Source organism: Candidatus Phyllobacterium onerii, from assembly GCF_028331445.1.
GTDB classification, from domain to species: Bacteria; Pseudomonadota; Alphaproteobacteria; order Rhizobiales; family Rhizobiaceae; genus Phyllobacterium; species Phyllobacterium onerii.
Map to the genome: position 1 here is coordinate 1 of NZ_JAQMHX010000029.1, position 25,651 is coordinate 25,651.

Here is a 25,651-nt window from a genome sequence, read left to right on the forward strand (position 1 = left end):
CTCAAGACGCGGGAGAGTAGGTCGCTGCCAGGTCTGCCAAACGCAACGTTCATAACGCAGGCGCCCAAAAAGTCGCATGCGAAACAAAATCATCTTCTCGACAACAACAGAACTATGACGCGGGGTGGAGCAGCCCGGTAGCTCGTCAGGCTCATAACCTGAAGGTCACAGGTTCAAATCCTGTCCCCGCAACCAAATCACTTTCCCAGCTTCTCGGTCAATCAGATCAAACACAAAAACCCCGCATCAAGCGGGGTTTTTGCGTTTTGGAGATGGCTCTCAGTCTCGGCTGACGTTTGCACTGGCAGAGTCAGCGATGCCAAATGTTTTCGATGTCTGTCAGGAGATTCTGCGGCAATGGTCCTGCATTGGAAGCTGTAGCCGCTGCTGCCAGTTGTTCTGCTGAGGTGATTCCACCTAGAAGCGTCGTCACAGCCGCATTGCTCAGGACGAACCTGTAGGCGAGTTCGACCAGTTCGATATTTTCACGTACAGCCAGCGCCTGAAATTCCCGCGCCTTGTGCAAGACGCCTTTTGCTTCCAGCGCTTCGATATTCTTCATGCGCGCAAGCGGATGTGTTTGTTGTCCACGCAATATGGCATCGGTCAGGATGCCGCCGGCAAGCGGGCTGAATACGGCAACCCCGCAACCGGCAGCCTTGGCGACATCGATGACGTTGCCGTAATCGGGTTTGACGCCGATGCGGCTGGAATGGGGATAGTCGGCGCTCGGGTTCAACAATGTGTAGGGTACGTTGATTATGTGGAAGAGGCCGGTATCAAGGAGTTGGCCCACCTCATCAATATCGTTGCCGCGACACACGAACCCCGCATGACGCGCCTTGCCCTTCCGAAGAATGGCGTCGACACCTTCCAGTACGCCACCTTGCCGATGATAGTCTTCAGTCCAAAGCGTGGCGTAGTACTTAGCTTCCATGACAGGCTTTGCGGCGACGGGCCCATTATGAATCTGCACGATATCGATTGTGTCGCGTTTGAGCCGGCGCAAGCTTTCTTCGACCGACCGCTCGATATGTCCGGCAAGATTATCGAGGTTCTCGGCACGGATCTCGACCTTGGTGTTGATAACGGGATCAGCACCGAGCTCTCTCAGGACGCGACCGAGATTGTCTTCAGCCGCACCAGCGCCATAGTCAGGCGCATTGTCGAAGTAGTTGATGCCACATTCCAGGGCTTGCGCAATAACGCGCAATTGCTCGGCATATTCGCCACTCACCATGAGACCGGCATTGCCGCCACAACCAAAACCGATTTCAGATATGCTGAGATCGGTCGATCCGATGCGGCGCTGTTTCATGTGTTCCTCCAGATATGCATCGACAGTCGGTGGGACCCGTCAGCCGTCTCGGATTCTTTTGTTGCGGAAAGATTCAGCTCTCTATGACCCGTGCCGACTGGAGGCTGCCACCGGGCGTGATCTCGCACAGGACATGGCGCCTCTTCGAAACATCAATGCGCGCGACTATGTTCTGTCCCTCGACTGGCACCGACGGCGTCAAGGTGATGGACCTGACGGACATGGTCGGTACCTGGTCGATCAGATCCTTGAGGACAGCATCGATGGTTTCGCGCGTAATTGGCATTTCAATCCTGCTCCAGCTCGAAAAACCGCGCCAATCAATCTTTAAAGTCTGGCGGCGCGGCGGGATCGCCTAGGCGTGTTCAGTCACCGCTTGCCCCGCAAGCTTGATCTCGTATTCCTCGATCTTGCGATGAAGATCCTTGACCGTTTCAATCAACGGACCGTAGCGATCGGCGTCGTCATTGGCAAAGCCCTTGTGGTAGTACTTGCGGAAGCCGTGTTTGATCAGCGTCTCGGGCTTGGAATAGTCGGGTGGTGAGCCGGTAGGGTGAATCATATCCGGGCTCTTCCAGAAGAAGTTCATCGGTTCGAGGCCCTGTTCAACGCGCTTGATCTGCTCGTCGAGCTGACGGCGCAATACCACAATCGGAATGTCGGTACGGCCAAGCAGTTCCGTAGTCCGATCCGCTATTGGGCCTTGCGCAACCCAGACGATTGCATCCTGGGCGAGAACGTAGTCGAGGATCGGTTCACCCTTCTCGTCATGCGTCGGCGGAATATAGTATGGCACGACATCCTGTTTAGGGGCCTCGACTCCGGGCGGGGCCGAATAGGCCTGATAGCAGATGTGATAGGTGTGCGTATCATCTATAGGCACGCGGATCTGATATTCGCTGCGCGTCGCGCCGGTCTTGCCCGTCTGTGTGTAGAACGGGAAAATGACGGTGGAATGCTCCTGATCTTTGTCGGAATCCGCACCAAGCGCCTTGGAATAGCGGATGCCCTTGCGGAATCCATGCTCGGTTTGATTGGCGTAGATTTCCTTGATCCCGACGCCCACACGTTTGCGTTGATGCAGCGTATGCATATTGTCGGAACTGCGATCCTCGAGTTGCCCCTTCTTCTCCAGCACATATTCGAACATGTGACCATGCGCCCAGGCACTATGCGTCGGATCGCCGGTATTTTCCTGGCACTGCAGCCAGTTACAGTCGATGATGTTGATGCCGATCTGGCGAATGGCATTTGGCCATACCAGCAGATCCCATCGCGGTAGGTCCGGGGCGGGAAGCGGGCCCATATAGGCGAAGACCAGGCCGCCAAGTTCGCGCACCGGATAACCCTTGAGCTTCTGCTTGATCTCGGCTTGTGGAGCGCCTTCCATCGGCCGTTCGACGCAGTTGCCAGTCTCATTGTAGAGCCAGCCGTGGTAGGGGCAGCGCAATCCGCATTCGTCTGGAATGCCGAACTTCATATCGACATTGCGATGCAGGCAGCGATCGCCGATCAAACCCAGATGGCCGCTCTTGTCCTTATACAGTGTGAGGTCTTCGCCAAGAATGCGTACTTTCTTGACCGGATTTTCCAGGAGTTCAGCAAAAGGCGCTATCGGCAACCAGTAGCGCCGCATCAGTTCGCCGCCCGGCGTTCCGGGACCAACGCTGGTCAAGCGTTCATTCTGTTCTTTCGTGAGCATTTTCTTCTCCCAAGTTTGCCGCAGCCGAGAGCCACTCCGTGTTGGCGCAATAGGTTCAGATCCTGAACATTGCTTGCCGGACGGCGGGCCAGTTTCGAACCCTGTCTCTCCTAGTTTGTAATCATTATAAATGTTCTGTCAAGCGGATCATGTTCTGCTAGACAGAATGACGTTGGAGTGTTAGGGTGATTGTTATGGATGGATCGAGCGATGAAATGGATATCGGCAGAGAACGCGTTGAAGCGGTCGAACGCGCTATCGCGCTGCTGCAATGTTTCGAGGAGCCGGGAGAAGCCCTGACGTTGTCGGTGCTTTCCCAGCGCTCAGGTCTGTACAAGAGCACGATCCTGCGATTGGCAGGTTCGCTTTTGCATACAGGCTTCATGGATAAGGGCGCGGATGGACGATATTTGCTTGGGCCTGAACTGCGCCGGCTTGGCGAATTGAGCCGCTCGAAATTCACGCTTGAAGTACTTATCAGGCCGGTGCTGCGCCATCTGACCGCGATCACTCAGGAAACCGCGTCGTTTTACGTGCGTGATGGCGATGAACGCGTATGCCTTTACAGGGAAAACTCTCCACGCAGCGCGCGCCATCACCTGGAAGAGGGGACGCGGCATCCGCTCGATCACGGCGCCGCCGGCGTGCTTCTGACCTGGTATGGTATGACGGCAGATTCCGAACGAGCGGTTGAGCTGCGAGAAACCGGTTCAATTGTATCGAAGGGCGGACGCGATGAGGATCTCGCGGCGGTCGCAGTGCCGATCGTCAACCGGCATGGCGAATTGATAGGGTCCTTGTCGGTGTCTGGACTGATAAGCCGCTTCTCGGACGAGCGGATCAACTCGGCACGCAAGTTACTGAAAGAATCCGCTGAGGCGCTCAAACCGCGCCTGCCGCGCGTTGATGAAATCAATCTGCGACGATCTGACGGTTGACGCTGCAATTGCCGCCAACGACGGGAGGGGAGGACCACCGTCGGATAAGGGAGAAGAATTTGGAAGCCGTTCCCACCAAAACGATCACAATGCGTCTGACCAGAATTCAGTACCTGGCACATGAGACAAACCTTTATGAGTTCGAGCCGATCGCTGGCGAGGCAATCCCTGCGGCTGGACCCGGCGCGCACATCGATATTCATTTGCCGAATGGAATGATCCGTCCCTATTCGCTCGTGCATTCGGGTATAGACAATCGCTATATGATTGGCGTCAAACGGGACGCCGCCGGTCGTGGCGGCTCCGCTTGTCTTCATGACACGGTCAAGGTTGGATCGGTACTAACAGTTGGTGTGCCACGCAATAATTTTCCATTGGTGGAAACCGCGGACCACACCGTACTCATCGCCGGTGGCATCGGTATCACCCCGATCTGGTGCATGGCAGAGCGACTGAAGGAACTCGGTCGCAGTTTTGAATTGCACTATGCTTGCCGGGATCGTCGCGATGTTGCTTTTCTGAAGAAATTCGAAGACCTGTCCGAGGCCCGAATCCACATCGATTCCGAAGCAGGGAGCTTTCTTGATCTTGGTGCCATCATCGATCAGGCTCCGGCCAATTCGCATCTCTATTGTTGTGGTCCGGCGCCTATGCTGGATGCTTTTGAGGCGAATACGAGAGACCTTGATCCCGACCATGTTCATCTGGAGCGGTTTGCTCCTGTCGAAGAAGTCTCACGCGAGGGGGGCTTTGTCGTCATGCTCGAGAAATCGGGCCGGGAATTCGTGATTCCTGAGGGAAAATCGATCCTTGAGGTGCTGCGTGACGCCGGGCTGGATGTGGATTTCTCGTGCGAGCAAGGTATCTGCGGTGCTTGCCAAGTGCAGGTGGTTGAGGGCGAGCCCGATCATCGCGACATGTTTCTCTCGGATGAAGAAAAAGCTGAAGGCGGCATGATGATCTGTTGCTCCGGCTCCAGGACGCCGCGGCTGACCCTCGCCCTTTAATCGGTATTTCCACCAGCTGCACGACATGCCTGCTGCCTGAACGCACTGGCCGAGGACCGAAATTCATACACGACGTAAAACGGAGGATACTAAATGGCAGACCACCTGAAGCAACGACTGATCGAGGCAGGCCTCGTCCTTGACGCGCACAACCTCGGCGATTTTACACGTGGTCATGTCTCAGTGCGCGATCCATCGGACCCCTCGATATTCTTCATGAAGCCTCATAGTTTGGGGTTTGAAGAGATGACGATGGAGAATATCGTTATCTGCAATCTGGAGGGTGAGAAAATTGGCGGCGGCGGGAAGCGGCACAGTGAAGTATTTATCCATTCGGAAATCTTCAAAATCCGGCCCGACCTCAATTCGGTCATTCACGCACATCCGAAATATGCCGTTGCCTTATCCTCGACGCGCAGGCCATGGCGGGCGTGCTCGCAGCCAAGTGCGAGCTTCGACGGTGTCGGCTACTATGAAGACACGATAAATTTGATACGAAGCCAGGAGACCGGCCGGGGTGTCGCCGAGGCCCTGGGGAACTACAAGGCGGTGCTGATGCGGGGCCATGGCGTCGCAGTTGCCGGAAATTCTATTGAAGAGGCCGTGGTTCGTACGATAATGCTTGAGAACGCATGTGAGGATCAGGTTATTTTGCAGTCTCTGGGAGGAGATCTCGTAGAATTCGATAAAGAGGACGTAGATAGGCTGTGCCGCACTCTGGACCGGCAAGAGCAATATATAGTGAATTTCGACTATCTTGCTCGAAAGGCAAAGCGCGGCTTGGCGGCTTAGAACTAGAATGAGGTGACGCTATCAATCTGAAACAGCTCAGTAATTTCATCAAGTCGGTTGAAACCGGCAATATGACGAAAGCTGCTGAACGGCTGAATGTCTCTCAAACCGCGCTTGGTCTGCAGATCCGCAATCTCGAGACCATGCTCGGCGTTGAACTTCTTGTGCGCCATTCGCGCGGGATAACCACGACCGAGGCGGGTCGCCTGCTGTTCGATCGCGGCGTTGCCATCATGCGCCTGGTGGACGAAGCCAAGAGGGATGTGTCCGCGTTTCGCATGTCCGCTCTGGAAAATATCTCTATCGGCGTCACGCCAAGCATCATGCGGCTTGTGGGAGCTGACTTCCTTGTCTCGGCCATGTCCGAACTCCCGGGCGTATCGGTAAGGCTTGTCGAGGAATTGAGTTTTGTGCTTGTCGACCTCCTGTTGCGGGATGAGATTGATCTTGCGCTTGCCTATGATGTCACCGAAAGCATCACCTCGATGCGGACCGCCCTGATGAAGGAAGATCTATTTTTCATCACTGCGCCCGGCAGCGCTTTCCCGCGTGGAGGAGTGAAGTTTAAAGATGCTGTGGCTTCGAATTTGGCACTTCCGAGCGACCGTGACAATGTTTGGCGTGCCGTTCATAGGGCCGCGAAGGTATCAACGGTACCCGTCAATGTGCGCTTCACCATCCAGTCGCTCGAGACGATCAAAACGCTGGTTGAAAGGGGCGTCGCGACTAGTATCGTTCCATACGGCGTGGCTGCCGAGGAAATCGCAAGGGGTGCGATCGAGGCACACACTATCGAAGGACCGGAGTTGGTCCGGACGTTGTATCTGGCTGAATCACCAAATCGTATGGCAATTCAGCAGGAAGGCGCGCTACGCGATTTTATCGACATGCTGGTCGATACGCTTGCTGATCGCATAGGACCCCACGCGACGGTTATTGGCCGTTGCGGCACTGCAGGGCAATCTTCGGCCGCCCCCGAATAGTCGAAAGCGGCCAATTCAATCAGTCCGCCTCGCCGCGGACGACGATTTTCTGGTAAAGCGGTTCCCATTTCTTTGAGTTGTCGAGTTTCTCTGCCGGATCGGCAATCTTGAGCGCAATACCCTTCAAAGGTGATTCAACTTTCGTCGAGGTTGGGACGTAGTTCAATTGCTTCAGAATGGGCTGACCCTCCGTCAGCATATAGTCTTCAAAGAGTGCGGCTGCGTTGGGGTGAGGAGCGGTCTTGATGACTCCGATTCCGTTTGCACGTGCGATGGCAGGCTCAAGTGCAAACCAGTCGATGGGAGCTCCCTCTTTCTTTGCCTGTTCAGGCATATAATTATAGAGGGTAAGTCCTATCGGCACTTCGCCCGCTGCGACAAGTGTGTTCAACAGCGAGTGGCCCTTGCGAATTGACAAGCCGTTGCCGGCAACAAGATCGCGAAAATATTTCAAGCCCTTTTCTTCGCCCATGTTCTCAACGACTGTCGTGAACCAATCGATGTCTTCCACTTCAAAGCCGAGCTTGCCCTTCCACTTCGGGTCGAGAAGATCTTCATAGGTCTTTGGAAGTTCTTCCTTCTTGACGAGGTTGGTATTGTAACCCTGTACGAACACCGACAAAAGCGTGCTCACCCACTCCTTGTGCTCAGGTACGGTCCCTGGCAGCAGATCGGCAAAATAGGGAGATTCGACTGGCTGGAACATACCCTCGCGGTGCAGTGCTTCCATTTCGGGTGCGCTGATGTGGACTGAATCAACTGTATTGCGGCCGGCCTTCTGTTCCTGGATGACACGCTGCAACACCGTGTCGCCGCTCGCACGCCAAGGAACGACCTTGATGCCATATTTCTCCTCGAAGGGGCTGATCAGTGGCTGGAGATCGTTCTGCGCAATTGATGTATAGAGCGTCAGCGTACCTTCTGCTTTTGCAGCTTCGATGAGTTTGTCCTCGCGGCCCGCGTCCTTGGATATGAGCAAGGCATTGTCGGCTGCAAAGACTGGCACGCCAAATGCCGAAAGCGCGAAGGCTGCAGCGCCCGCGAGCATCAATAGGCGGCGTTGTAAATTCATGATTCCTCCTCCAATTTCCCCACAAGCTGACCAACCGGCTCCTCCACTGGATAGTCGGCAGCTTGAATTTTATGACTGAATTTTCAGGGCGGTCTCGCTCAGGGCGAATATTTACCTGCCAGTCTTCCTGACTGTACACGCGACTGATGGCAGCTTGAACATCAAAAAGCTGCGAGCTCTCCCATGAAAAAACTCTTGGATAGAGAGAGTGTGTTGATCTACGCCAGCTAAAAAGCGGACCGGTTGGGATGCCGGCATGAACAACAGGAAACACGGTAGGAAGCTGGCATGAGTAATCTGCGTTTGACGATGGGCTGTTGGGACTACGATCGTACACGCGGTGTGATGGACGGGTCGATCCGCCCCGATGGTATCGACCTGACTTGCCTTAGCCTTCCCGTCGAGGAAACCTTCTTTCGCATGCTCCGGTACAAGGAGTTTGATGTCGCCGAGATGTCACTTTCCTCCTACGTGGTTTCGCTGTTCAAGGAAGATCGCCCGTTTATTGCCATCCCCTTCTTTCCGTCGCGGTTCTTCCGGCACTCGTCGATCTACGTTAACGCCAATTCCGGTATTCGCGAGCCGAGGGATCTCATCGGGAAGCGTGTAGGCTGCCCTGAATACCAGATGACGGCGCCAGCCTGGATCCGGGGCATACTCTCTGACGAATTCGGTGTGCCGGTGGATAGCGTCACCTATCGGACGGGTGGCGAAGAATCGCCAAATCGCAGCGAAAAGCTGAAACTCTCGCTGCCGGATAATATCAAGGTCGAACCGATCGGCCCGGGGCAGACTCTTGCAGCAATGCTGCGAGACGGTGAGATCGATGCACTGTATACAGCTCGAAAGCCTTCAACCTTTGAAGAGAAAAACGGAACCGTGAAGCGTCTCTTCGACAATTACGTCAGTGTCGAACGCGAGTACTTTTCCCGTACCGGAATTTTCCCGATCATGCACACCTTTGTGATCAGACGTGAGGTATATGAGAAGAACCGCTGGGTTGCCCAATCCATCTTCAAAGCGCTCAATGCATCTCAGCAAAAAACCTATCGCGATCTCCAGGAAACGGCTGCTCTAAAGACAATGTTGCCTTGGGCCGTCGCTCACTACGAAGAGACCGAGAGCGAGATGGGTGCAGATTTCTGGCCCAACGGCTTCGAGAAGAACAAGAAGACCTTGGACGTCTTCCTCAGATATTCATACGAACAGGGCCTTTCGCGCCGTCAACTAAAGGCAGAGGAATTGTTCGCGCCTGAAACGCTCGAGGCTTTCGTGATTTGATCTAAATCGTAAAAGACGAGTCGTGCCAAGCGATCGCATAAAAGGGAGGAACCAATGGCAGTAACGACACCGGACGGTAGCACCGTACATACCTCGCTTGGCCAAGGCTGGGGCCGTTCATTCGACATGAAATGGGTAATCATCGGATTATGCATCGTTGTCGTTGCCTGGCTCGCGCTCATTCCACTTGGTTTCTTGATCTGGCAGAGTTTCGCGTCGACGTCGACTGCGCAGGTTCCCGCGGTATTTACGCTAGAAAATTATGCCACGGCATTCGGCACCACCGATTCACTCGGGCTTATGTTCAACTCGTTAAAATTCGCGTTCGGGACGGCTGCATTCGCGTTGGTGCTAGGAACATTTTTTGCCTGGGTCAACGAGCGTACCAACACGCCCTTCAAATCTCTGTTCTTCGCAATGTCGATCGTTCCACTGATCATTCCCGGCATTCTTTTCACCGTTTCCTGGATCATGCTGGCAAGCCCGCAGATCGGTATTTTCAACCAAATCTTCAGGGACTGGTTCGGCCTGACGACGCCGCTGTTCAACATCTATTCGCTGACGGGCATGATATGGGTCGATGGCCTACACTATGCTCCGATCGCCTTTCTGCTGGTCACGGCCGCTTTCCGATCGATGGATCCTTCGCTTGAAGAATCGGCCTTGATGAGCGGTGCTTCCGTCGTACAAGTGGCTTTCAAGATCACACTTAAATTGGCCTGGCCGGCAATTCTTGCGGCGTTTCTCATTCTATTCGTCAGGGGCATCGAGTCATTCGAAGTGCCCGCGCTCCTTGGTTTGCCCGTCGGGCTGCGCGTTTATACTTCCGCGATCTATGACGCAGTTCATAGCTATCCGAGCGATATCGGTCTTGCTTCCGCCTATGCGATGGCGTTGCTGCTGGTCACGTCGCTTGGCATCTACTATCAATCGCGACTGTCCAGCCAAGGTTCGAGGTTTTCCACCGTCACCGGCAAGGGGTTCCGGCCTCGCGTGTCGGATATCGGCCGCTGGCGTTACGCCACAGCCGGCATTTTCATTCTTTACTGCATCTTTGTAGTGGCTTTGCCATTTCTGGTGCTTTTCTGGGCCTCGCTGCAAAAATACTACGCAGCGCCATCGTGGGCGGCGTTGCACAATCTTTCCTTCGCCGCCTATGGCAAGGTACTGGCATATCCGGGCTTCTACGGTGTCGTATGGAACAGCGCCAAGTTGGCTATCGGCGGCGCTACGGTCGTGATGCTTTTGACCTCGGTCATTTGCTGGATCACCATCAAGACAAAGATCCCCGGCCGCTGGGTACTCGACATGCTGGCGTCATTGCCGCTGGTATTTCCCGGCATCGTCCTCGGCCTCTCGCTCATGATCTTTTATCTCAACTTCGACATCGGCATCTATGGCACGTTATGGATCATGCTGATGGCCTATGTGATCAAGTTCTTGCCTTATGGCATGCGCTACAACAGCACCTCAATGATCCAGATTCATAAGGAACTGGAAGAATCCGCGGCCATGAGCGGGGCTTCCTGGTTCACGATCTTCCGGCGGATCGTCCTTCCGCTGTTGAAGCCGGGCCTGATGGCGGGCTGGATCTACATAATCGTCGTGTCGGTACGCGAATTGTCCAGCTCGATCCTGCTCTACAGCCCAGGCAATGAAGTCATCTCGATCATGATCTGGGAGTTCTGGCAGAATGGACAGTACATCGAGCTGTCGGCCTTCGGCGTCATGATGATTACCGCGCTCTTTTGCTTCCTGATGGTCGTGCAAACGCTGTCGAAGCGCTTCGGCGTCAAGGACGTTTGATATAATTGGGAGGAAACCATGTTATCAGTTGAAAATCTCAGCACGACCTATCAGGCGCCGGGCGCCAAGCCCGTACTTGCCGCCAGCAATATAAATTTCTCTGTCCCAACCGGGCGGCTCTTTACTCTGCTTGGACCGAGTGGTTGCGGCAAAACCACGACCTTGCGGTCAATTGCGGGGCTGGAGCGTCCTTCAAAGGGTGTCATCAAGGCCCATGATACGGTGGTCTACTCCTCGGCCGGCAATATCTTCGTAGCGCCGAACCATCGACAATTCGGCATGGTCTTCCAATCCTATGCCATCTGGCCGCATATGACGGTCTTCCAGAATGCGGCTTTTCCGTTGCAGGTGCAGAAAAAGCGCCTCTCCAGCAAGGATATCCGCGACAAGGTCATGAAAGTATTGGCCGCGGTCTCTCTCGATCATGTCGAGGAGCGGGAGGCCACACGATTGTCAGGTGGCCAGCAACAGCGGCTTGCCCTGGCACGAGCACTCGTTATGGAACCAAGATTGCTGCTGCTTGATGAACCCCTGTCGAATCTGGATGCCAAGCTGCGTGACAAGATGCGGTTCGAGCTGAAAAAGATGCAGCGCGAGCTTGGTTTGACCACGATCTATGTAACGCACGATCAGAGCGAAGCGCTGGCGCTTTCCCACGAAATCGCCGTCATGAATGAAGGCAAGATCGTCCAGATCGGATCGCCGCGTGATATTTACGAGCGCCCAGCAAATACTTTTGTTGCCGATTTCATCGGCACCACGAATTTTGTCGAGGGTGTTGTACGTGGCGGCGCGGACGACCGGCTGGTCGTAGACACCCGAATTGGCCAGCTCAATGTCAATGCGCAACCCGGAATTTCGGTCGGCGCCAATGTATCGTTGTCGATCCGGCCGGAGGATGTGCATCTGTCCGACACCGCCCCGGCACCATCGTCAAACTCGCTGTTTGTCGGCACTGTCAGAGCCAAGGTATTTCTCGGCGAGTGCCAGGATTTCAAGATCGACGTGAATGAAACACAGCTTCTGGCTCGGGCTCACCCTTCAGTTCGTACGCTGGTCGGGGAACAGATCCATATTGCGATCGATCCCGAGAAGTGCACACTTCTAGCAGCTTGAGAGATGGTGGAGGGCGGTCGTTGCAACAGCGCGATTGCCTTCTAATTTTGTGCCACAGCGTTGGAGATTATGCGCGAGCAAAGCACAACTTGTTCGGCTATCCGCTGGACCTTGTCCGGCGTCATCTGGGACTCGCGCACCGTGAGGCTGAGACTGCCGAGAACGTCATGTTCACCATCGAAGAGGGGGGCCGCAATACCCGCTACTCCGGGTGTAACTTCGCCCGTCGTCACAACCCAACCCTGCTGGCGATGCACTTTCAAATTTGCTTTGACTTCAGCAAGCGATTTGCCAAAGCCCGCCGCGTCAAATTCCTCCGGAATTCGATTGTACAGCCTACTTAACTGATACGCCGGAATATAGGCCAGGATCGCGACCGAGGCAGCGCCAAGAAGCAGCGGGCGGACGCGTCCACGATCGTAATTACTCTGCAAAGTTTCAGTGCCGCGTTCCTGATGGATACACAGGACATGTTCGCGGTACTTCCGGCATAGCAGGGCAATGCCTGAAAACCGGCTGGCAAGCTCTTCCATGACCGGCCGTGCGGCGCGGATCAACGGATCGCCCGACCTGATCTTGTAGTCGAGTTCAATGATGCGCGAGCCGAGAACATAACCGAGGCCGGGCAGGGAGGACAGGAGGCCCGCGTCGGTCAACGCTTTCAGATAACGATAGAGCGTGGAGCGCGTATAGCCGACGCGAGCGTGTATTTCATCGAAAGTCAGCGCCACGTAATTCTCGTCGCTGTCGAAGAGATCGAGAATTCCCAGCATACGCTCGTGACTCTGCAAAGATTTCTCCCTGATGCAGCGGAATCAGCCCTGTGGCTCACCAACAGCCGAGATTTAGACCGGGGTTAAAGGGAACACAACTCCATCAAATTGATGTCAATGTCCTGTCGCCAAGGCCGCCAAGTTTGCAACATCTTCCGGTAAGCGATTGCCACGCCATACGATGTGCATGTCTGGCCTCACCAGAATGAGATCGTATCCATAGATATCACGGGCTTTGCCGGTCGTTATATCGAGGATTTCAAATGGTGCGCCGAGCGATTTGAACTCTTGCTGCAGGGCGCTTGTTTCTGCCGAGGATCTGCCGAGCCGCAGCAGTGTATAGCCTTTGCCGATGTGATCCTGAACTGCGTCGGCCTCACCAATCCAGATGTGCGGCAAACGGGCTCCCGGCCACGTGGTGGGGTTGTACTCGCGAAAGAGGTGCTCAGGGCCACCGGGTTCATCCCATATGATGGGCGAACCGACATAGCGGTATCCGAGTTCGGCCCCGATCATTTCATTGGTCTTGCGTTGTTCGACATCGGCGACACGGGTCAGGTTATCACGTGTGTGCTGGCCTTCCGGTGTATCGTCAGCAATGTCCGGGCGATATTGCGAGCGCCATTTGCGGCGTCCTTGCGATGCGTAGCGCGATGCGCCGACATTTCGGTCACCGATTTGTCGGCGTTCGATTTCGTAAGAACGCAGCAGGTTGGGACCGCCCCAGCCTTGAAGGGTAGCCGCGAGTTTCCAACCAAGGTCGACAGCATCGCCGACGCCGGTGTTCATGCCAAGGCCCCCGGTCGGAATGACGAGATGAGCAGAGTCGCCAGCGAGGAATATCCTTCCCGCACCGTAGTGATCCGCAAGCAAGAGGTTCTGCTTCCACTGGCCGACGTAAAGCATTTCGTAGTTGACCGGCGCGCCAACCGCCTTTTCGAACTGCTGCGCCATGTCTTCATCGCGTTCTACAACGGCATGTAATGTCCAGTGTTTGGTGGAATCCTGCATGATCAGGAAAGTCGCCTGTCCGTCGGCGACGTGATAATGGCGGCCTTTCCCCGGACCGCCGCCGATTGGAATGCGATCATATAGTTCTTCGCTGTAATAGAGTGCCTGCCGCAAGTGCAGGAGATTGCCTTCGCCGCGCAGCTTGATTCCGAGCTGCTTGCGCACCGGGCTGGCTCCTCCGTCACAGCCGACGAGATATTTCGCGCGAATCTGTTCGATGTTGCCGCTCAAATCGACGGTTTTTGCCGTCACATCCTCTTCGTCCTGCTCGCACGACACGAATTCGCATCCATAGCGCACAGTCACTGACGGGAGCGTTTCGGCTACGGATTTCAGCAAAGGTTCAAGGGTATATTGCGAGATGAGCTGATAGGCTTCGAGCGGCAGACTGGCATCCGGGCTCTTCTCTATCTGCTCGAGTGACTCCGCGACAGATGGATAAGGCAGTTGCAGCAGCGGAGGCTGGTTCATCGCGAGAACGATGAACACGTCCATGGGTACATTGGCGTCCAGACCCGCTGCTCGTATCTTTTGCGAGAGGCCCATCCTGCGAAAAATTTCCATCGTCCGCGCGTTGCATCGTTCCATTTTCGGCAGAAACTGAGGTGCTTCCTTTTGCTCGATAAGCGTGCATTTCACGCCGCGCTGGCCGAGATCAATGGCCAAGGTAAGGCCGACCGGGCCGGCGCCAACGATAAGGACATCTGTATCTGTCATGTCAGGTCACTCATGTTATCGCCGGAACGTTCATATGTGGCCGACGTGAATTGAACGGATAAGCGACGGGGCGAAATCGCCGCGCTGCTTCATCGTTCTTTTTTATCGTCAGGTGGAATTTCCAGTCAATCGCTAATTTACAAAAATCTCGTAATGTGGGATAAAATTATATGGTGTGAGGCGCGCGACCCGCCCTTAGCTGAATCGATTCATGGATGACACCTGCTTGGAGCGGGTGATACAAATGCAGTTGCGGAGGATAAAGAGTGACAAAAAAGGTCGAGTTGACCCTGGCATGTGGTGACTATGAGATCGTCAGGGCCTTGCGGGAGGGACAGGTCAAGCCGGATGGCATAGAACTGACGATACTAACCGAAATGGATTCGACGACGCGCCACTGGCGCTTTCTCCGAAATGGCGAATTTGATGTCGCAGAGGTTTCCCTTTCGTCCTACGTCACAGCCCGCGGCCGCGATCTGCCATTCAATGCAATCCCGGTCTTCCTCCACCGCCGCTTCCGGCATGGCTTTATCTTCGTCAACAGCAAGAGCGGCATTCGCGAACCGAAGGACCTGATTGGCCGGCGTGTGGGGGTCAAGAATTATCTGGTAACGGCGACGTTGTGGCTGCGCGGCATTCTTGAAAGCGAATATGGTGTGCCTCACCAATCGATCGAATGGTTTGCTGAACTCGACGAGGATGTCGACTTTACACCCCCGGCAGGCTTGAAGTTGACCCGCCTGCCAGATGAAAAATCCGTCGAAACCATGTTACTCGACGGTGAGATCGATGCATTGCTGCATCCGGATCTGATAGACGCGATCGTTGAGAAAGATCCTCGGGTAGGGCGTCTCTTCCCTGACTACAAGCAGGACGAGATCGCGTATTATAAAAGAACCGGCATTTTCCCGATCATGCATGTCATGGGAATCCGACCGGAAATTGTAGAGCGTCATCCTTGGGTGCCTATCAACCTGTTTCAGGCGTTCAACGAGGCCAAGCGTCTTGCCATGCAGAGGATGGAAAATCCGCGCGTTGTGCCACTTGCGTGGTATCGCGAGGCCTGGGAGGAGCAGATTGACATTCTTGGTGACGATCCTTGGGCTTATGGCCTAAGCGAGCGAAACCGGCACAATCTCGAAACTGTCGTTGGCTATGCGCATCAGCAAGGTTTGATCGACCGTGAGATCCCCTTGGAGGAATTGTTCCTCGATGTTGGACAAGGCCGAAAGCGCGGGGAGAAGTATCGCGTCTGACGGCTCCAAGGCCTAGCGTCCAGAATATTCTCATAATATGCGATTCAGCTTGGCGGAATGTCTGGATTTCGCCAGCCGAGTTCGCCGCCCTCAACAATTCGCACAACAAGCGGGCGGATCAGCGCTTCAAGTAAGTGAGCTGTATTCGCAGACAATGATTGGTGAAGGACTAGTGCGACGGTGCGCTCCAGTTGAGGATCCGTGATGCGGCGCGCCGTGACACGCTGTTCACGTATCTCATCCAGAAACAGGCCGTACGGCACGATGGTACTGCGGCCGTGATGCATGATGATTTCGCGTTTCACATTGGCAGGTTCCACCTCGATCAAGTCTAGCTTTGTCTGTCGGCTTGTGGCGATCTCGTCAATCAGCCGTCTGATCGGTCGGACCTTTCCGTCTAGCACCAACGGAAACTCCGACAGCCTGTCGAATGGCACGGTGTTGTCCATGTTGGATGCCACGCCGTTCGAGCCGACAAGGTAGAGGTATTCCTTATAGAGAGGAACGACGCGAATATGCGGCAGATCTGGCGGATCGTAGCATAGCGCCGCATCGAGTTCCTCCCGTGTCATGGCATCGATGAGCTCGTCGCTCATCCCCTGCTGGACAACGATGTGCAGAACATCTCCGGCTCCTGTCGCCAGCGGCAACAGTTCTGGCAGCAGGGCACGGCCTGGTGTCGGAGCAACACCCAGTGAGATGCGCTTGCTGTTGGGCTTGCCAAAATGCGCGACTGAGCGCTCTGCTTCGGCGAAGGCCTCCAATGCCCTGGTTCCCGTCTCAATCAGAGTGCGCCCTGCGTCCGTGGTGCGCACGCCACGAGAGTGCCGCTGGAGCAAGATCACGCCGAGTTCATCCTCCAGGAGCTTTAACTGGTATCCGAGCGCAGGTTGGGACACGTTGAGAATTCGGGCCGCCGCAGTGAAACTGCCGAGGCGTGCGACTGTAATAAAGTACCGAAGCTGACGAAGGTTCATGTGATTTCCTGCGTTATAAGCGTTACTTATAGCACGCTTAAGCAAACGGTATTAGTCCCCAACCCACAGACTTTCTAGTGTGACTCCACCATATCGAGGAGTTCCCTATGCAATATATCGACGCGTTCAATCATTTCTTCCCGAAGGCTCTGTGGGAGCGCATTCAGTCGCTTGAGGGCGCTGGCAAGGACATCGGCAAGCGGATGCAAGGCGTCCCGTGCATATATGATCTCGATACGCGTTTTCGGGTAATGGACGAATTCGAAAATTATACGCAGATCATTTCACTCGGAATGCCGCCGCTGGAAGCGATGGGTGATGGCCAGACAGCATTGGACCTGGCCCGGATTGGCAATGACGGCCAAGCCGAACTCGTCAGCAAATATCCCGATCGCTTCGCAGGCTTTGTCGCTGCTCTGCCGATGGATACTCCAGAGGCCGCGGCGCGCGAAGCAGAGCGATCGTTTGCGGAACTCGGCGCGAACGGTGTGCAGATACATTCCAACGTCAATGGTGCGCCACTTGATGAGGAACGTTTCTTCCAGATTTTTGAAGTCTGCGCGAAGCACGGCAAACCGGTCTTGCTGCATCCTTCACGTAACGCTTCGATGCCGGACTATGCAACAGAAACCAAGTCAAAATATGAGATCTGGTGGACATTCGGCTGGCCTTACGAGACCAGTGCGGCGATGGCTCGTCTGGTATTTTCCGGCTTCATGGACCGTCTGCCCGAGCTCAAGGTCGTAGCCCATCACATGGGAGCGATGGTGCCATTTTTTGAAGGCCGCGTTGGGCCCGGTTGGGACCAGCTCGGCAAGCGGACAAGTGATGAAGATCTTACGCTTGTGCTCAAGCGCCTGAAGAAACGTCCTCTCGACTATTTCAAGGACTTCTACGCCGATACCGCCGTTTTCGGCTCCAAGGCCGCGACGCTGTGCGGCTTGGAATTTTATGGGAGCGATCGCGTGCTCTTCGCCTCAGATTCGCCCTTCGATCCCGAAAAGGGGCCGGGCTATATCCGCGATACGCTGCGGATTCTCAATTCGCTGGATCTCAGCAAGGAGGATATGGAGAAAATCTGCTTCCGCAACGCCCAGGCGCTATTTGGTCTCAAGGGCTAGATATAAGTTTTGCTTATACGACCCTACCAAAAACTCTATTTGTGGCCATCTACCGGCGTCTCTAAGCTGGCCACAACAACCCGCCTTCGCTGATCAAGCGAGGCAGAAGGTTAAATTGCAGACAAGGAGGAGACCAGGTGTTGAGATCATGGATGCGCATCTTCTATTCGCTGGCACTAGCCGGCGGACTGATGACCTATTCCGCGCAGTCATTTGCAGCCGACAGCGTATCCATCGGCCTTACGAATGCGAGCAGCGACATTGCGCTGTTCATTGCTGACGCCAAGGGTTTCTTCAAGGAAGAGGATATTACTCCAAATTTTGTGGCTTTTGATTCCGCGGCAAAGATGATCGCACCTTTGGGTGCGGGGCAACTCGATGTCGGTGGCGGAGCGGCATCTTCGGGTCTCTACAACGCCATCGAGCGTGGCGTCGGTTTGAAGATAGTCGCGGATAAGGCACGCAATGCACCCGGTTTCGGCTTTCAATCGTTCCTCGTACGCAAGGCACTCGTTGATGATGGGTCTGTTAAAACCATCGCCGACCTTAAGGGACGCAAGATAGCAACCGTTGCGCAGGCCAGCAGCGATGCATCCGTTTTGAACGAGGGACTGAAAAGTGCTGGCCTCGGATATGGCGACGTGGACAAGGTTTATTTGGGCTTTCCTCAGCAGTTCGTCGCATATCAAAACGGCGCTATCGATGCGAGCATAACAACCGAGCCTACCGTATCGGCAATTCTGGCCGCTGGAACCGCGGTACAATTGACGAGCAATGATACGTTTTATCCGAACGCTCAAACTGCAGTTATTCTTTACGGTCAGGCGTTCGCAGAGGGTAAACCAGATGTCGCCAAGCGCTTCATGAGGGCCTACGTCCAAGCTATTCGCTACTACAATGACGCGTTGGCCAACGGTAAAATCGCAGGCAAGAACGGCGAAAACGTTGTGGCCATCATGGCGAAGTATTCCACCGTCAAGGATCCTGCCGTTATCCGGAAAATGACGGCCCATGCCGTCGATCCGAATGGGGCTGTCAATGTCGATAGCCTGAAGAAGGATTGGACATTCTTCAAGGAGCAAAAACAGATCAACGGCAACGTCCAAGTCGATCAAGTGGTCGATCTAAGCTTCGTCCATGAGGCTGCCAGCGAACTTGGTCCCTACAAGGCGGCTCACTGAGATCGAGTTCGCGCGACATTGGGGATGGGAGGTTTCAAAATGACTGAAAAATTTAACCGCACTATCTTGCTCGTTTGCTCAATGCTGATGATCTTCTTGTCGGCTGGCGCAGCCCGGGCTGCTGACGTCGTCAAAGTAGGGACTGTTGCCTCGACAGGCGAGTTCATCCTGAATGTTGCGCAGGGTAAAGGATATTTCGAGGAAGAGGGCATCGAGCCCGCCTATACCTTCTTCGACTCCGCAGCCAAAGCTATCGCTCCGCTCGGCACTGGGCAAATCGATGTCGCCGGCGGCGCTGTATCGGCAGGGCTGTTCAATGCGATCGAGCGCGATATAGCAATCCGGATCATTGCGGACCGTACATCGGTTGCCCCTGGCTTCGGCTTCCATGGCATCGTCGTGCGAAAGGATCTTGCGGGGACAGAGGTCAAGTCGATCGCTGATCTGAAGGGACGGAAAATCGCTATCGTCGCTCGCGGCAGCAGCACCGAGTCCATCCTCAACGAAGCAATGAAGAGTGCTGGGCTGGCGTATAAGGACGTGGAGGTCGTGTATCTGCCTTTCCCGCAGCAAGCTGCCGCCCTGGCAAGCAAGGCGGTGGATGCCGTGATAGCGACGGAGCCTTACCTCACTCCAATGCTGAACCAGAATCTGGGTGTCCTGCTGGCCTCCACCGACAAATATTATCCCAACGCCCAGATCGGTGAACTGATGTTCAGCGAAAACTTTGCCAGTACGCGCAGGGATGTCGGAGTGCGATTTGCCAAGGCCTATATCAGGGCAATTCGCGATTTCCGAAGCGCTTTCGGTCCCGAGGGCCGCCTCGATGGCCCGGGGTCCGATGAGATCGTAGCCTTGATCATGAAATACTCCGGCACGAAGGATGAGAAGCTCTTGCGGAGCATCAAACTTCCCGCGGTCAACATCGATGGCCGGGTCAATAGCGAGAGCATCCAGAAGGATTGGCAGTTCTTCAAAGATCAAGGCCTGATCAAAGGGGGCGTTACCCCTGACAAGATCATCGACAATTCATTCGTCGAAGAGGCACTCAAGGAACTCGGACCAGCGCAAAAGAACCCAGGGTAGGAATGAGGATGAATCAAGCATTGGCCAAGAAAGCGACTGCGCGAGACGATATTGCTACGGAGTCTCGGGAACGGCCTGCAATCCGGATCAAAGGCCTGAGCAAAAGGTTTGGATCCTTCACGGCGGTAGACAATGTCACCATCGATATCGCTCGCGGAGAATTCTTCATGATCGTCGGTCCATCGGGCTGCGGCAAGACAACCCTGCTGCGAATCCTGGCGGGTCTTGAAGCGCCAACCGACGGCAGTATCGATGTAAATGTCGAGGCTGGCTCGCAGCGTCCAGTCAACTCGATGGTGTTTCAGGGCGATTCAATTTTTCCATGGATGACGGTGTGGGACAACGCGGCGTACGGATTGAAGATGCGCCGGGCGTCGCAAGCCCAGATCAAGGAAGTCGTCGGTCACTATCTGGACCGGACTGGGTTGTTGAAATTTGCGGACGCCTATCCGCATCAACTTTCAGGCGGGATGAAACAGCGTGTCTCGATTGCCCGTGCCTTCGCCAACGATCCTGAGATATTGCTCATGGACGAGCCATTTTCGGCCTTGGACGCGCAGAACAAATTACTGCTTCAGGAAGAATTGCTGCGTATCTGGGATGAGAACAAAAAGACTGTTCTTTTCATCACGCACGATGTGGACGAGGCGGTAAAGCTTGGCGACCGCATCATGGTTATGACCGCGCAACCCGGACGCGTCAAAACGGTGGTTCCGGTATCACTCGCGCGTCCGCGCGACGTTCTGGAACTTCAACAGAACCCCGAATTTGGCAAACTGGTGCATCAGATCTGGTCAAGCCTGCGTGATGAAGTTCAACGAGCACGCGAACTCGACGAAGCAAAGGGAGTGCGAAAATGAGCGCTCATATCGAAGCAGATACCATCCGTCCCACCCGCTCCTGGAAAATCAGCGAAAACACTCGGGATCGTCTCATCAGCGTAGCGTCGCCAATTCTTCTCCTGCTGGTATGGGAGATCGCTGCACGCACAGGATTGATCGACACGCGCTTCTTTCCAGCGCCTTCAAGCATCTTCGAGACGCTTGTCACGCTGAGCAGTACCGGTGAACTTTGGCAGCACACAGCTGCCAGCCTGCAACGGTTGTTCATCGGCTTTCTAGTGGGTGGCATACCCGCACTCATTCTCGGGATAATCATGGGTCTCAGCCGGCCGGTGCGCGCCGTGTTCGATCCTTTGATTTCCGCTACTTATCCAATTCCAAAAAGCTCCATTTTGCCACTCGCGCTGCTGATCTTCGGGTTGGGGGAGGGCTCAAAGATATTCATGGTAGCCATAGGTGTGTTCTTTCCCGTTGCGATCAATGCAACGGCCGGTGTACGCGAGATCAACAAGATCTATCTGGATGTCGGACGCAATTTTAAAGCCAGCCGTTGGGATACGTTCAGGACAATCGCGTTACCAGGCGCGCTGCCTGTGATCATGACCGGGATAAAGCTCGGCGTCGGCATGGGCCTGGTTCTGATTGCAATCGCAGAGATGATGGGTGCAAAAAGCGGCCTCGGCTACATGATCTGGGCAGCTTGGGAGACGTTCTCCGTCGAACAGATGTATGTCGGTCTCTTCGTGATCGCGATCATCGGTTTTGTTTTGACATTGGTGCTTAACGAGATCGAAAAACGTCTCGTCCCCTGGAAGCGCTAAGCCCGCCCGCCCACAGCATGGAAGAAGGAAAGATCATGGATCGGCACGCTCTTATCGAGGAACTGGTCACGGCCAACCATATTCTTGCCAATGAGAATGTATTGGATTCGTTTGGTCATGTGAGCATCCGGAACCCAGAGAATCCTGACAGCTTTTTCCTGTCTCGCGCGCGAGCGCCTGCAATCATCGAAGCTGCGGACATCATGGAGTTTACGCTTGAAGGAGAGAGTGTTGGAGCCGAACCCGGCAAACCATACTCAGAGCGCTTTATTCACGCAGGGATCTATGAAGCACGGCCTGAGATAAATGCTGTTGTGCATAACCACAGTCCCAGCGTTATACCCTTTACGGTGACGAGCAAGAAACTTCGCCCGCTCATGCATATGTGCGCGCCCATCGGCGATGACATTCCAACATGGGACATTAGAACCAAGTTCGGCGATTGCACCAATCTTCTGGTGACCGACCTTGCAATGGGGCGCGATCTTGCAGCCTGTCTCGGCGATCGGACCGTGACGCTTATGCGAGGGCATGGAAGCACGGTAGCTGCCCAGTCTCTTCGTGAGGTCGTGTTCACCTCCGTTTACATGGAACTCAACGCCGACATGCAGATGAAGGCGATGGCCATGGGGGATGTGGATTATCTCTCCGAGGGAGAGATTGCCGCAATCAAGCGCGGAAGGGCAGGGTACACATTTGAGCGCGGTTGGGAAAACTGGTGCAACCGCGTCGGGCGACCGTATGTCCCAGGCAGCAGGGAATTCGGCGAGGGTTTTTCACGCACCGATCCGCGTGGTTGATTGTTACCAATGCTGTGTTCTTACCCAATCGATGCTCGCTGCTGCGATCTCATCGACTGGATGCTCAACGTTCTGTCGCAACACAAATGGCTGTCCAGTCGGCGGTTCGAGCGTTGCGAGTTGGCTGTCAAGCATGGATAGGGGCATGAAGTGCCCCGTTCGCTTGCTCATATGATCACGCAAGACCTCTAAACTTCCATCGAGGAAGATGAAGCCGAGTCGCCCGCCCGCTTCCTGCCTTAGCCGGTCTCGGTAAGATTGTTTCAAGGCTGAACACGAAACAACGACACCTTTTTGGACCTTCGCCAATTCCGCGCCGATCTTGTCTAGCCACGGCCAGCGGTCTTCGTCGGTGAGCGGAATACCCGCCGCCATTTTCTCTACATTGACTGGAGGATGGAGCGTATCACCCTCAACAAATGGCAACTCCAGACCTGCCGCTATGGCCCGTCCGACGGAGGATTTGCCGGATCCGCTGACTCCCATGACGACAAGCCGGATCATAGCGACGCTGTGATTCCGCCGTCGACATGGATGATTTGGCCATTGACGAACGAAGAAGCGTTACTGGCAAGAAATACGGCCGCACCGATCAGTTCCTCGACATTGCCCCAACGTCCGGATGGCGTGCGCTTCTCCAGCCAGGATGAAAAGTCGGGATTGTCGACCAACGCCTGATTGAGCGGCGTCTTGAAATAGCCCGGTGCGATCGCATTGACTTGCAGACCGTACTTTGCCCAGTCAGTGCACATGCCACGGGTGAGATTGCGGACTGCGCCCTTCGTTGCAGTATAAGGAGCGATCGATGGACGGGCGAGTTCGCTTTGTACCGAAGCAATGTTGATGATCTTGCCTCGTCCGCGCTTGATCATATGCTTTGCAACGCTTTGGCCCGCGTAAAAGACACTTGAGATATTGGTCTGCAGCAATAGCTGCCACTTGTCCTCAGGGAAGTCTTCAAGCGGTGCTCTGAACTGCATCCCTGCATTATTGACAAGAATATCAATCGCACCGATTTCGGCCTCGATCTTGTCGACACCCGCCTTGACCGCTTGCAGATCAGTGACGTCGAAGTCAGAACCATGGACGGTGTAGCCATCCTCTCTTAACTCAGCGACCGCTGAGTCCACTTTTGCCCTGTCCCGACCATTTATTACCACCGCAGCCCCATGCGCCGCCAATCCTTTGGCAAGCGCAAGACCGATGCCTTGGCTAGACCCCGTGATGAGAGCCAGTCGTCCCTCAAGGTTAAACAGCGGATAGGGCATGGCATTCGTTCCTTGAAGTTCGATCGATCAGCATCAGTTTATCCGCAAATTCGATCCGTTCGAGCTTGTTTGCGGATATCAAAAAAGCGAGAGGCGGGAATTTCGCGTTGAATCACTCTAGTCCTATGGTATTGGTTCGGCCAAACAGAGCGAGAGAAAAATCATGACATTGCACCAGAATCTGATCAACGGCGAATGGGCCGGTGGCGACGCCATTCCCAATATCAATCCGTCGAACACCAATGACGTTGTGGGTCAATATGCACGTGCAACGGCCGAAGATACCCTGAGCGCAATCGCGGCCGCAAAAGCGGCCTTCCCGGCATGGTCGCGCTCCGGCATCCTCGAACGCCATGCCATATTGCGCAAGACAGCCGACGAGATCACAGCCCGCAAGGACGAGCTGGGCAGACTGCTGTCACGCGAGGAAGGCAAGACCTTGCCGGAAGGCATCGGCGAGACGCTCCGCGCCGCGCAAATATTCGATTTCTTCGCGGGGGAAGTCTTGCGGCTCGCCGGTGAAGTGCTTCCGAGCGCCCGCCCGAACATCGGCGTTGAAATAACGCGCGAGCCGGTAGGTGTAGTCGGCATCATCACGCCTTGGAATTTTCCGATTGCCATCCCGGCCTGGAAGATCGCTCCGGCACTCGCCTACGGCAACACGGTGGTGTTCAAGCCTGCCGAACTCGTACCAGGCTGTTCCTGGGCAATCGTCGATATATTGCATCGTGCCGGACTACCGAAAGGCGTGCTCAATCTTGTGATGGGCAAGGGTTCGGTCGTTGGCCAGACAATTCTCGACAGTGCGGACGTCAACGCTATTACATTCACCGGATCGGTGGGCACCGGCAAGCGGGTTGCTGCGGCGTCGGTTGAACATATGCGCAAGTTCCAGCTGGAAATGGGTGGCAAGAATCCATTTGTGGTTCTGGATGATGCCGATTTGAGCGTTGCCGTGGAGGCGGCGGTCAACAGCGGCTTCTTTTCGACAGGACAGCGGTGCACGGCTTCGTCGCGAATCATTGTCACCGAGGGGATCCATGACCGATTCGTTGCGGCGATGACCGAACGCTTGAAGAGCGTCGTAGTCGATGATGCCTTGAAGGCGGGCACGCATATTGGCCCCGTTGTCGATGCAAGCCAACTCAAGCAGGATGAGGATTATATCGCCATTGGTCAGAAAGAAGGCGCTAAGCTCGCTTTTGGTGGCGAGCGGTTGACTCGCGATAATCCCGGTTTCTATCTGCAGCCGACACTCTTCACCGAAGCTACCAACCAGATGCGTATTTCGCGCGAGGAGATTTTCGGCCCCGTGGCCAGTGTTATCCGCGTCAAGGACTATGAGGAGGCACTGCATACGGCCAACGACACGCCGTTCGGTCTTTCCTCTGGTATTGCTACGACCAGCTTGAAATATGCGACGCATTTCAAGCGGAATGCCGAGGCTGGAATGGTCATGGTGAACCTGCCGACTGCGGGCGTCGATTTCCACGTACCATTCGGCGGACGCAAGGGATCAAGTTATGGTCCCCGGGAGCAGGGCAAATATGCTGCGGAGTTCTATACGATCGTAAAGACGGCCTATACGCTGGCCTAACAGATCTGACCTAAACATTGATTGTTTGTCACGGGCGCTGCGTCGTTGCAGCGCCCGTATTCGTTGGTTCCGTCACCTCATCCTTAAGGTTTATCCCCAGGTTGGGTTGTAAGATTTGGGAAGTTTGGAATTTTTGTGATTTGGTGTGTTGACAGGTTTGTTAGGTGGGGTCTATATACCGGCACA

The 25,651-nt window shown here is 54.9% G+C and carries 24 protein-coding genes and 1 tRNA gene; 16 read left to right on the forward strand and 9 right to left on the reverse strand.

Annotation, left to right across the window (positions count from 1 at the left end; all coding sequences use genetic code 11):
• Positions 1–118: 118 nt before the first annotated feature.
• Positions 119–195: transfer RNA gene (locus tag PHA01_RS28495), tRNA-Met, on the forward strand.
• A gap of 115 nt (positions 196–310) precedes the next feature.
• On the opposite strand, the gene PHA01_RS28500 is transcribed toward PHA01_RS28495, so the two are convergent.
• From PHA01_RS28500 to PHA01_RS28510, 3 genes are all read right to left on the reverse strand, one after another.
• On the reverse strand, positions 311–1,318 hold the full coding sequence (locus tag PHA01_RS28500) for an aldo/keto reductase (protein WP_271899624.1): 1,008 nt from the start codon (positions 1,316–1,318) through the stop codon (positions 311–313).
• Positions 1,319–1,391: 73 nt separating this feature from the next.
• Positions 1,392–1,604: a hypothetical protein gene (locus tag PHA01_RS28505; protein WP_271899625.1), complete on the reverse strand. Its 213-nt coding sequence runs from the start codon at positions 1,602–1,604 to the stop codon at positions 1,392–1,394.
• Between the two features lie 69 nt (positions 1,605–1,673).
• Positions 1,674–3,020, reverse strand: a complete 1,347-nt coding sequence (locus PHA01_RS28510) for a Rieske 2Fe-2S domain-containing protein (RefSeq protein WP_271899626.1) — start codon at positions 3,018–3,020, stop codon at positions 1,674–1,676.
• A 194-nt stretch (positions 3,021–3,214) separates the two neighbouring features.
• On the opposite strand from PHA01_RS28510, the gene PHA01_RS28515 reads away from it, so the two are divergent.
• The 4 genes from PHA01_RS28515 (at position 3,215) to PHA01_RS28530 (ending at position 6,740) form a co-directional block, all read left to right on the forward strand.
• Entirely contained in the window at positions 3,215–3,958 is a 744-nt protein-coding gene (locus PHA01_RS28515) for an IclR family transcriptional regulator (RefSeq protein WP_271899646.1), read from the forward strand.
• 59 nt (positions 3,959–4,017) lie between these two features.
• On the forward strand, positions 4,018–4,965 hold the full coding sequence (locus PHA01_RS28520; RefSeq protein ID WP_271899627.1) for a PDR/VanB family oxidoreductase: 948 nt from the start codon (positions 4,018–4,020) through the stop codon (positions 4,963–4,965).
• 93 nt (positions 4,966–5,058) lie between these two features.
• Entirely contained in the window at positions 5,059–5,757 is a 699-nt protein-coding gene (locus PHA01_RS28525) for a class II aldolase/adducin family protein (protein ID WP_271899628.1), read from the forward strand.
• A gap of 26 nt (positions 5,758–5,783) precedes the next feature.
• Positions 5,784–6,740, forward strand: a complete 957-nt coding sequence (locus PHA01_RS28530) for a LysR family transcriptional regulator (protein ID WP_271899647.1) — start codon at positions 5,784–5,786, stop codon at positions 6,738–6,740.
• A 19-nt stretch (positions 6,741–6,759) separates the two neighbouring features.
• Here PHA01_RS28530 and PHA01_RS28535 read toward each other — a convergent pair whose 3' ends face one another.
• Complete coding sequence (locus tag PHA01_RS28535; RefSeq protein WP_271899629.1) at positions 6,760–7,812, reverse strand: ABC transporter substrate-binding protein; 1,053 nt, start codon at positions 7,810–7,812, stop codon at positions 6,760–6,762.
• Between the two features lie 288 nt (positions 7,813–8,100).
• On the opposite strand from PHA01_RS28535, the gene PHA01_RS28540 reads away from it, so the two are divergent.
• From PHA01_RS28540 to PHA01_RS28550, 3 genes are read left to right on the forward strand one after another with little or no spacing between them, the layout of a single operon-like run.
• Positions 8,101–9,093: a substrate-binding domain-containing protein gene (locus PHA01_RS28540; protein ID WP_271899630.1), complete on the forward strand. Its 993-nt coding sequence runs from the start codon at positions 8,101–8,103 to the stop codon at positions 9,091–9,093.
• 54 nt (positions 9,094–9,147) lie between these two features.
• Positions 9,148–10,899: an ABC transporter permease gene (locus PHA01_RS28545; protein WP_271899631.1), complete on the forward strand. Its 1,752-nt coding sequence runs from the start codon at positions 9,148–9,150 to the stop codon at positions 10,897–10,899.
• A gap of 18 nt (positions 10,900–10,917) precedes the next feature.
• Positions 10,918–12,015 (forward strand): ABC transporter ATP-binding protein, encoded by a 1,098-nt coding sequence (locus tag PHA01_RS28550; protein ID WP_271899632.1) that lies wholly within the window; start codon positions 10,918–10,920, stop codon positions 12,013–12,015.
• A gap of 41 nt (positions 12,016–12,056) precedes the next feature.
• Here PHA01_RS28550 and PHA01_RS28555 read toward each other — a convergent pair whose 3' ends face one another.
• Together PHA01_RS28555 and PHA01_RS28560 are read right to left on the reverse strand one after the other, a co-directional pair.
• Positions 12,057–12,806: an IclR family transcriptional regulator gene (locus PHA01_RS28555; protein WP_271899633.1), complete on the reverse strand. Its 750-nt coding sequence runs from the start codon at positions 12,804–12,806 to the stop codon at positions 12,057–12,059.
• Positions 12,807–12,902: 96 nt separating this feature from the next.
• The gene (locus tag PHA01_RS28560; RefSeq protein WP_271899634.1) at positions 12,903–14,516 is read right to left on the reverse strand and encodes an FAD-dependent monooxygenase; all 1,614 of its coding nucleotides are present in this window, start codon (positions 14,514–14,516) and stop codon (positions 12,903–12,905) included.
• A gap of 266 nt (positions 14,517–14,782) precedes the next feature.
• On the opposite strand from PHA01_RS28560, the gene PHA01_RS28565 reads away from it, so the two are divergent.
• On the forward strand, positions 14,783–15,772 hold the full coding sequence (locus PHA01_RS28565) for an ABC transporter substrate-binding protein (RefSeq protein ID WP_271899635.1): 990 nt from the start codon (positions 14,783–14,785) through the stop codon (positions 15,770–15,772).
• Positions 15,773–15,816: 44 nt separating this feature from the next.
• Here the strand turns inward: PHA01_RS28565 and PHA01_RS28570 are convergent, their stop codons facing one another.
• Complete coding sequence (locus tag PHA01_RS28570) at positions 15,817–16,749, reverse strand: LysR family transcriptional regulator (protein WP_271899636.1); 933 nt, start codon at positions 16,747–16,749, stop codon at positions 15,817–15,819.
• Between the two features lie 107 nt (positions 16,750–16,856).
• Here PHA01_RS28570 and PHA01_RS28575 point away from each other — a divergent pair, with 107 nt between their 5' ends.
• The 6 genes from PHA01_RS28575 (at position 16,857) to PHA01_RS28600 (ending at position 22,600) form a co-directional block, all read left to right on the forward strand.
• Positions 16,857–17,870, forward strand: coding sequence for an amidohydrolase family protein (locus PHA01_RS28575; RefSeq protein ID WP_271899637.1), 1,014 nt, complete (start codon positions 16,857–16,859; stop codon positions 17,868–17,870).
• A 137-nt stretch (positions 17,871–18,007) separates the two neighbouring features.
• On the forward strand, positions 18,008–19,051 hold the full coding sequence (locus PHA01_RS28580) for an ABC transporter substrate-binding protein (protein ID WP_271899638.1): 1,044 nt from the start codon (positions 18,008–18,010) through the stop codon (positions 19,049–19,051).
• A 39-nt stretch (positions 19,052–19,090) separates the two neighbouring features.
• Complete coding sequence (locus PHA01_RS28585) at positions 19,091–20,137, forward strand: ABC transporter substrate-binding protein (RefSeq protein ID WP_271899639.1); 1,047 nt, start codon at positions 19,091–19,093, stop codon at positions 20,135–20,137.
• A gap of 8 nt (positions 20,138–20,145) precedes the next feature.
• A complete protein-coding gene (locus PHA01_RS28590; protein ID WP_271899640.1) occupies positions 20,146–20,997 on the forward strand; it encodes an ABC transporter ATP-binding protein in 852 nt (283 codons plus the stop codon).
• The gene (locus PHA01_RS28595) at positions 20,994–21,800 is read left to right on the forward strand and encodes an ABC transporter permease (RefSeq protein WP_271899641.1); all 807 of its coding nucleotides are present in this window, start codon (positions 20,994–20,996) and stop codon (positions 21,798–21,800) included. Before PHA01_RS28590 ends, PHA01_RS28595 begins: the two co-directional genes overlap by 4 nt.
• A gap of 35 nt (positions 21,801–21,835) precedes the next feature.
• Complete coding sequence (locus PHA01_RS28600) at positions 21,836–22,600, forward strand: class II aldolase/adducin family protein (protein WP_271899642.1); 765 nt, start codon at positions 21,836–21,838, stop codon at positions 22,598–22,600.
• A gap of 3 nt (positions 22,601–22,603) precedes the next feature.
• On the opposite strand, the gene PHA01_RS28605 is transcribed toward PHA01_RS28600, so the two are convergent.
• Positions 22,604–23,104 carry a gluconokinase gene (locus tag PHA01_RS28605; protein ID WP_271899643.1) on the reverse strand — a complete coding sequence of 167 codons (501 nt, stop codon included), beginning with the start codon at positions 23,102–23,104 and terminating at the stop codon, positions 22,604–22,606.
• Positions 23,101–23,868, reverse strand: coding sequence for an SDR family oxidoreductase (locus tag PHA01_RS28610; protein WP_271899644.1), 768 nt, complete (start codon positions 23,866–23,868; stop codon positions 23,101–23,103). The genes PHA01_RS28605 and PHA01_RS28610 overlap by 4 nt, the downstream gene beginning before the upstream one ends.
• 163 nt (positions 23,869–24,031) lie before the next feature.
• Between PHA01_RS28610 and PHA01_RS28615 the strand changes: the two genes are divergently transcribed.
• Positions 24,032–25,465 (forward strand): aldehyde dehydrogenase family protein, encoded by a 1,434-nt coding sequence (locus PHA01_RS28615; protein WP_271899645.1) that lies wholly within the window; start codon positions 24,032–24,034, stop codon positions 25,463–25,465.
• The last annotated feature ends 186 nt before the right edge of the window (positions 25,466–25,651 follow it).

Coding starts and splice junctions, on each gene's coding strand:
- PHA01_RS28615 (WP_271899645.1), top strand. CDS start 24,032: ATGACATTGCACCAGAATCTGATCAACGGCGAATGGGCCGGTGGCGAC.
- PHA01_RS28500 (WP_271899624.1), bottom strand. CDS start 1,318: ATGAAACAGCGCCGCATCGGATCGACCGATCTCAGCATATCTGAAATC.
- PHA01_RS28510 (WP_271899626.1), bottom strand. CDS start 3,020: ATGCTCACGAAAGAACAGAATGAACGCTTGACCAGCGTTGGTCCCGGA.
- PHA01_RS28590 (WP_271899640.1), top strand. CDS start 20,146: ATGAATCAAGCATTGGCCAAGAAAGCGACTGCGCGAGACGATATTGCT.
- PHA01_RS28515 (WP_271899646.1), top strand. CDS start 3,215: ATGGATGGATCGAGCGATGAAATGGATATCGGCAGAGAACGCGTTGAA.
- PHA01_RS28505 (WP_271899625.1), bottom strand. CDS start 1,604: ATGCCAATTACGCGCGAAACCATCGATGCTGTCCTCAAGGATCTGATC.
- PHA01_RS28570 (WP_271899636.1), bottom strand. CDS start 16,749: ATGAACCTTCGTCAGCTTCGGTACTTTATTACAGTCGCACGCCTCGGC.
- PHA01_RS28545 (WP_271899631.1), top strand. CDS start 9,148: ATGGCAGTAACGACACCGGACGGTAGCACCGTACATACCTCGCTTGGC.
- PHA01_RS28610 (WP_271899644.1), bottom strand. CDS start 23,868: ATGCCCTATCCGCTGTTTAACCTTGAGGGACGACTGGCTCTCATCACG.
- PHA01_RS28585 (WP_271899639.1), top strand. CDS start 19,091: ATGACTGAAAAATTTAACCGCACTATCTTGCTCGTTTGCTCAATGCTG.
- PHA01_RS28605 (WP_271899643.1), bottom strand. CDS start 23,104: ATGATCCGGCTTGTCGTCATGGGAGTCAGCGGATCCGGCAAATCCTCC.
- PHA01_RS28550 (WP_271899632.1), top strand. CDS start 10,918: ATGTTATCAGTTGAAAATCTCAGCACGACCTATCAGGCGCCGGGCGCC.
- PHA01_RS28600 (WP_271899642.1), top strand. CDS start 21,836: ATGGATCGGCACGCTCTTATCGAGGAACTGGTCACGGCCAACCATATT.
- PHA01_RS28575 (WP_271899637.1), top strand. CDS start 16,857: ATGCAATATATCGACGCGTTCAATCATTTCTTCCCGAAGGCTCTGTGG.
- PHA01_RS28525 (WP_271899628.1), top strand. CDS start 5,059: ATGGCAGACCACCTGAAGCAACGACTGATCGAGGCAGGCCTCGTCCTT.
- PHA01_RS28535 (WP_271899629.1), bottom strand. CDS start 7,812: ATGAATTTACAACGCCGCCTATTGATGCTCGCGGGCGCTGCAGCCTTC.
- PHA01_RS28540 (WP_271899630.1), top strand. CDS start 8,101: ATGAGTAATCTGCGTTTGACGATGGGCTGTTGGGACTACGATCGTACA.
- PHA01_RS28595 (WP_271899641.1), top strand. CDS start 20,994: ATGAGCGCTCATATCGAAGCAGATACCATCCGTCCCACCCGCTCCTGG.
- PHA01_RS28560 (WP_271899634.1), bottom strand. CDS start 14,516: ATGACAGATACAGATGTCCTTATCGTTGGCGCCGGCCCGGTCGGCCTT.